General features: G+C 68.3%; 3 protein-coding genes and 1 rRNA gene. 2 read left to right on the top strand and 2 right to left on the bottom strand.

What is annotated here, in order from left to right:
• A 16S ribosomal RNA gene (locus ABGB01_RS40025) occupies positions 1 to 75 on the bottom strand; the annotation flags it as partial.
• Positions 76 to 570: 495 nt separating this feature from the next.
• Here ABGB01_RS40025 and ABGB01_RS40020 point away from each other — a divergent pair.
• Together ABGB01_RS40020 and mgrA are read left to right on the top strand one after the other, a co-directional pair.
• Positions 571 to 2,661, top strand: a complete 2,091-nt coding sequence (locus ABGB01_RS40020; protein ID WP_347779035.1) for a S9 family peptidase — start codon at positions 571 to 573, stop codon at positions 2,659 to 2,661.
• On the top strand, positions 2,658 to 3,656 hold the full coding sequence (gene mgrA, locus ABGB01_RS40015) for an L-glyceraldehyde 3-phosphate reductase (RefSeq protein ID WP_347779033.1): 999 nt from the start codon (positions 2,658 to 2,660) through the stop codon (positions 3,654 to 3,656). Before ABGB01_RS40020 ends, mgrA begins: the two co-directional genes overlap by 4 nt.
• Here mgrA and ABGB01_RS40010 read toward each other — a convergent pair.
• Positions 3,625 to 6,000 carry a lysylphosphatidylglycerol synthase transmembrane domain-containing protein gene (locus ABGB01_RS40010; protein WP_347779032.1) on the bottom strand — a complete coding sequence of 792 codons (2,376 nt, stop codon included), beginning with the start codon at positions 5,998 to 6,000 and terminating at the stop codon, positions 3,625 to 3,627. The genes mgrA and ABGB01_RS40010 overlap by 32 nt on opposite strands.
• Positions 6,001 to 6,171 lie beyond the last annotated feature (171 nt).

Here is a 6,171-nt window from a genome sequence, read left to right as displayed (position 1 = left end):
GCCTTTCCGCTCGACTTGCATGTGTTAAGCACGCCGCCAGCGTTCGTCCTGAGCCAGGATCAAACTCTCCAAAAAAGGTCTGAACCCAACTAACAAAAGGAATCCGTCTACCGGCATAAGCCGATATAACGGGGTTGTGCATCATGCACTGGCTTTTAACACACTGTTGAGTTCTCAAGAAACGCACGCGTACATCCTCACCAAAACCCCGTGACCGGGATCCTCGCTCGGAGGCGTTCATTTCGTTGTGTCTTAACTCTTTCAGCCGTTCAAGTCCCTGTCAAATTGACCGGACCTGCACAACCTGCGGGAATTAAGCGCCGCCCCCTTTCAGAGACAACCCCTCTAACTTACCAGCCCGTAGGCGGTTCGGCGAACCGGTCTCCGGACTCAGCAGTCACAAGGGATCGCCGTCGACCCACGACACAACACGCCAATATCACCGGAGTGAGAGGAGGTTGTGCCGCACCGCGTCGGCTTCCCAAGATTAGCAGCGCTCCCGACCGCTCGAGACTCCTTCGTCGCGGTCTAAGGCCACAGATCGATCACGACCGAACATAGACTCCCCACGTGAGCAGCAACACGCCACCAGTGGCGAAGAAGGTCCAGACCGAGCGCATCCATCATGGCGACACCGTCATCGACGAGTACGCCTGGCTGAGCAACAAGGAAGATCCCGATACCACCGCCTATCTGGAGGCGGAGAACGACTTTCTCAAGAAGGAGACCGCTCACCTCTCCGAACGCCAGGAGCAGGTGTTCCAGGAGATCAAGGCACGCACCCAGGAAACCGATCTGTCGGTGCCGAGCCGCAAGGGCGCCTGGTGGTATTTCACGCGCACCGAGGAGGGCAAGCAGTACGCGGTCTCCTGCCGCGTCCCCGCCGACAGCGACGCGCCCCCAGTGATCACGCCGGGCGAGCGGCTCGACCGCGAGCAGGTGATCCTGGACGGCAACGAGCTGGCGGGCGACAGCCCGTTCTTCTCGGTGGGCGCCAGCTCCGTCACCCCTGACGGCTCGATGCTGGCCTACTCGACCGACTACAAGGGCGACGAGCGCTTCACGCTGAGGTTCAAGAACCTCGAGACCGGCGAGGTGCTGCCTGACGAGATCACGGACATCTTCTACGGAGGAGCCTGGTCGGCGGACGGCTCCGCGTTCTTCTACACGCGCGTCGACGACGCCTGGCGCCCCTTCCAGGTCTACCGGCACACCCTGGGAACGCAGGAGGACGTGCTGGTCTACGAGGAGAGCGACGAGCGTTACTGGGTGGGCATCGGGCTGACCAGGAGCGAGCGCTACCTGGTGCTCAGCGCGGGCAGCAAGATCACCAGCGAGGTGCGCGTCCTCGACGCCATGGATCCGTCGGGCGAGTTCCAGGTCGTCCGCCCCAGGAAGACCGGCGTCGAATACGGCGTCGAACACGCCGGCGACTTCTTCTACGTGCTCCACAACGAGAACGCCGAGAACTTCGAGCTGGCCACCGCCCCGCTCGACGACCCCGGGTCCTGGACGTCGCTGACCGCGCACAGGGACGACACGAGGCTCCTGGAGATCGACGCGTTCTCCGACCACGCCGTGGTGCACTTCCGGCGCGAAGGGCTGACCGGCCTGCGGGTGCTGCCCTACGGCTCCGCCGGCGGCACCTGGAGGGAGCGGGTCGAGGCCTCCGAGCGGAACGCGTACGAGATCGACTTCCCCGAGCCGCTGTACGACGTCGGGCCGGCGGGCAACCCCGAGTTCACGACCACGCGACTCCGGCTGGCGTACACGAGCATGGTCACCCCGCCCAGCGTGTACGACTACGAGCTCGACTCGCACGAGCTGATCCTGCTCAAGCAGCGCCCGGTGCTCGGCGGCTACGACCCTGCCGACTACGAGCAGTTCCGCGACTGGGCCACGGCCGAGGACGGCACGAAGATCCCTGTGTCCATCGTGAAACGGAAGGACACCGCCAGACCGGCTCCCACCGTGCTGTACGGGTACGGCAGCTACGAGACCTCCATCGACCCCGGCTTCTCGATCCCGAGGTTGTCGCTGCTCGACCGCGGGTTCATCTTCGCCGTCGCGCACGTCAGGGGCGGCGGCGAGCTGGGCCGCCGCTGGTACGAAGAGGGCAAGCTGACCAGGAAGCGCAACACGTTCACCGACTTCGTGGCGGCGGCCGGGCACATGAAGGAGAGCGGCTGGAGCGAGCGGGTCATCGCGCGGGGCGGCTCGGCCGGCGGGCTGCTCATGGGCGCGGCCACGAACCTGGCGCCCGAGCTGTTCGCGGGCGTGGTGGCAGAGGTGCCGTTCGTCGACGCCCTGAACACCATCCTCGATCCGTCGCTGCCGCTGACCGTGATCGAGTGGGACGAGTGGGGTGACCCGCTGCACGATCCCCAGGTCTACGCCTACATGAAGAGCTACTCGCCGTACGAGAACGTGGACGGCAGGGCGTACCCGCCGATTCTGGCGATCACGAGCCTGAACGACACGCGCGTCCTCTACCACGAGCCGGCGAAGTGGATCGCGCGGTTGCGGGCGACGGCGGGCGGCGGGCCGTTCCTGCTCAAGACCGAGATGGGCGCGGGGCACGGCGGCCGCAGCGGACGTTACGACGCCTGGCGTGAAGAGGCGTTCGCGCTGGCCTGGATCATCGAGAGGGGCACGTCATGACGTATCAGGCCGACGATCGGCGTTACGAGCGCCAGCCGTACAACCGCAGCGGCCGCAGCGGGGTGAAGCTGCCGGCGGTGTCGCTGGGCCTGTGGCACAACTTCGGCGACAACCGGCCGATCGAGACGTCACGGGCGATCCTGCGGCGGGCGTTCGACCTCGGGGTGACGCACTTCGACCTGGCCAACAACTACGGCGTCCCGTACGGGTCGGCGGAGCGGAACTTCGGCCGGATCCTGGGCGAGGACTTCGCGCGCCACCGCGACGAGCTGATCATCTCCACCAAGGCCGGCTTCGACATGTGGCCCGGCCCGTACGGAGAGTGGGGTTCGCGCAAATATCTGCTGGCCAGCCTCGACCAGTCGCTGGAGCGCATGGGCCTCGACTACGTCGACATCTTCTACAGCCACCGTCCCGATCCGGACACGCCGCTGGAGGAGACCATGGGGGCGCTCGACCGGGCCGTGCGCTCGGGCAAGGCGCTCTACGCGGGCATCTCCAACTACTCGGCCGAACAGACCACCCAGGCGGCGCGGATCATGCGCGAGCTGGGCACGCCGCTGCTCATCCACCAGCCGTCCTACTCCATGATCAACCGGTGGATCGAGGACGGGCTGCTCGACGCGCTGGAGGAGGCGGGGATGGGCTGCATCGTGTTCTCGCCGCTGGCGCAGGGCGTGCTGACCGACCGCTACCTCGACGGGGTGCCGGCCGACTCGCGCGCGGCCACCAGCCGTTTCCTGCCGCAGGAACGGATCGACCGCGAGCTGGCGCGTGACCTGAACGAGATCGCGACGGGTCGCGGGCAGACGCTGGCTCAGATGGCGTTGTCGTGGGCGCTCAGGGATCCGCGGGTGACGAGCGTGCTGATCGGCGCGAGCAGCGTGCGCCAGCTCGAGGACAACGTGGCCTGTGTGGACGGCCCCGCCTTCACCGAGGACGAGCTCGAGGCCATCGACAAGATCACAGGGCCTCGTGCCGCTGGAGGTAGGTGAAGGAGGCCCAGCCGGGCAGCACCGGCAGCCAGAACGTGAGCAGCCGGTGCAGCAGCACGGCCGACGTGGCCAGCTCGGCGGGCAGCCCCGCCACGGTGAGGCCCAGCGTGAGCGCGCCCTCGACCGCGCCCAGCCCGCCGGGTGTGGGTGCGGCCGAGCCGATCGCGTTGGCCGTGAGGTAGACGACGGCGACGGCGGTGAAGCTGAGCTCCCCGCCGAACGCCGCCACGCACGCGTCCAGGCAGACGATGAACGCGATGGTGATCATGAGCGTGCCCAGGCCCGCCTCGATCATCTTGCGCGGCGACTGCAGCACGTCGAGCAGCCGCGGCAGGACGTTGGAGAAGAGCCTGCTCATCCGCGCGGTGACCATCCGGCGCAGCGGCGGCACGCCGAGCACCACCACGACCAGCAGGGCCACCGCGAGCAGCACCACGACCAGCCCGCGCGACGGCGTGAACGCGGTGTTGGTGGTGGAGCCGGTGATGTAGGCGAACAGCAGCAGCAGCGCGATGTGGAAGATCATCATGATGAGCTGGGAGGCGCCCACGCTGGCCACCGCGCTGGCCGGCGAGATGCCGCGCTTCTGCAGGTAGCGGGTGTTGATCGCGACGCCGCCCACCGCCGCGGGCGCGACGAGCTTGACGAACGAGGCCGCGAACTGCACGAGCACCGTACGCCAGAGGGGGAGGTTCTCGGGCACGAACCCGCGCAGCATGCACGCGGCGGCCACGAAGCTCACGAACGAGGCGACCAGCGCAAGCCCCGACCAGGCCCAGTTGGCCGTGGTCACCACCTGGTAGACGTTGACCTGGCTGAGCTGGGACAGCAGGAAGTACGCGGCCAGCGTGCTGGCGATGATGGTGATCAGGGTGCGCGGCCTGAACCGCTCCAGCCGCACCTCTTCGACCTTGCCCTGCGGCTTGAGGGCGACGATGTGCTCGCGGATGCCGGGCAGGACCTGCTTGGCCTTGGCCAGGGCCGCGCGGGTCTCCCTGGTCAGGGCGATGCGCTGGAGCAGCGGCAGGGCGGCGGCCAGCGTGTCGGCCCCCATGACGGCCGCCGCGGCCCTGACCGAGCGCTCGGGGCCGACGCGCAGCGCCAGGTAGGTGAGGAGCTGGGCGACGTCGAGCCTGAGCAGCAGGTCTCCGGCGGCGATCTCGCCGCTGCGCGCGTCGGTGAGCACGACCCGGCCGGCGCCGTCGAGGTGGATGCTGTCGCCGGTGAGCCGGCGGTGCGCCAGGCGCTGGATCTGCAGCAGCCCGACCTGCTCCCAGATCTGGGCGAGCAGGTCGTCGTCGATCTCTTCGTCCGGCACCCCGTCGAGCGGGCGCGTCTCGATGTGCTCGTAGGCGAGCAGCGCGGCCTCGGTGCCGATCTCGCTGGTGCCGAGCAGCCGGGGCGTGCTGGCGCCGGCCGCCTGCGCCGCGTACGCCATGAGCGCCTCGCGTTCGAGCTCGGCCCGCAGCGACCTGATGGCTCTGCGCCTGGTCTCGGAGTGGAGCCTGATGCGCCGCCACAGGCGGTAGGGCAGCCCGGCCACCTGCCGGTCGCGGTCGAGCACGGTGACGTCGAGGCTGCTGCCGTCCTGCAGCCCGATGGCGTAGCGGCGGCTGCCCTGGTGGTCGTCCTCGATGCGGCGGGCCGAGATCGGCGTGAACGACAGCTTGCGCAGCGCGGCCACCACGGCGCTGCCCGGCGGCCTGGTGTTGGGGCTGCCGACGCCGTAGAGGGTGGCGTAGCCGATGGCCATGCCGACCAGCACGGTCACGATGGCGCTCGGCAGCGTGATCTGCCTGCCGGAGAAGAAGGCCAGGATGTAGAGGGCGATCGTGGTCCACATCAGCATCCGCCACGTGGGGCGGCGCGAGATGCGCACGGCGGTGGCGTACGCGATCACCGAGGTGAGCAGCGTGTTGAGCGGCTCGATCTTCCTGTCGCCGGTGAGGAGCACGCGCAGGTCGTCGACGTTGCCCGCGACGAGCCACTGCCCCAGCAGGAACGATCCGGCGATGCCGATGATCGCGGCGATCAGCCCTTCGGCGACGCGCAGCCCGTCGCGGTGGAAGACCCGCTCGACGGCGAAGGCCGTGGGGACGATGAGCACGGCCGCGCCGCCGAGGAACGCGGCGATCCTGCTGAGCAGGGGAACGAGTTCGGCGCCCTCCTTGACGTCGGCCTCGAGGCCGATGAGCGTCTGCTTGGCCACCAGGGCGAGCAGGATCACCGCGCCGAGCACCGCGAGCGTGGCGAAGAACCGCAGCAGGTCGGACGGGCGACGAAGGCGCTGCGGCAGGAGCGGCTCTACGACGTAGACGTCGGTGTCCGCGCGTGACTCGGCCACGGCTGGATCCCCCTCCGCGAGGTCCTCCGTGTCATCTCGTTCCCTGATTTCGGCCACCGACAGTGATTCTGCACCTTCCCGGCCGGACCGTGAGATCTTCAGGTGTTCAGTGTCCTCAAATCAGCCCCCTAGTCCTCGCACCGGGCAGGCTACACGCTGGAGATCCCACCG

Source organism: Nonomuraea sp. B5E05 (assembly GCF_039880665.1).
GTDB lineage: Bacteria > Actinomycetota > Actinomycetes > Streptosporangiales > Streptosporangiaceae > Nonomuraea.
Note: the sequence above shows the minus strand (reverse complement) of the source record. Positions and strands in the feature narration are given on the sequence as shown.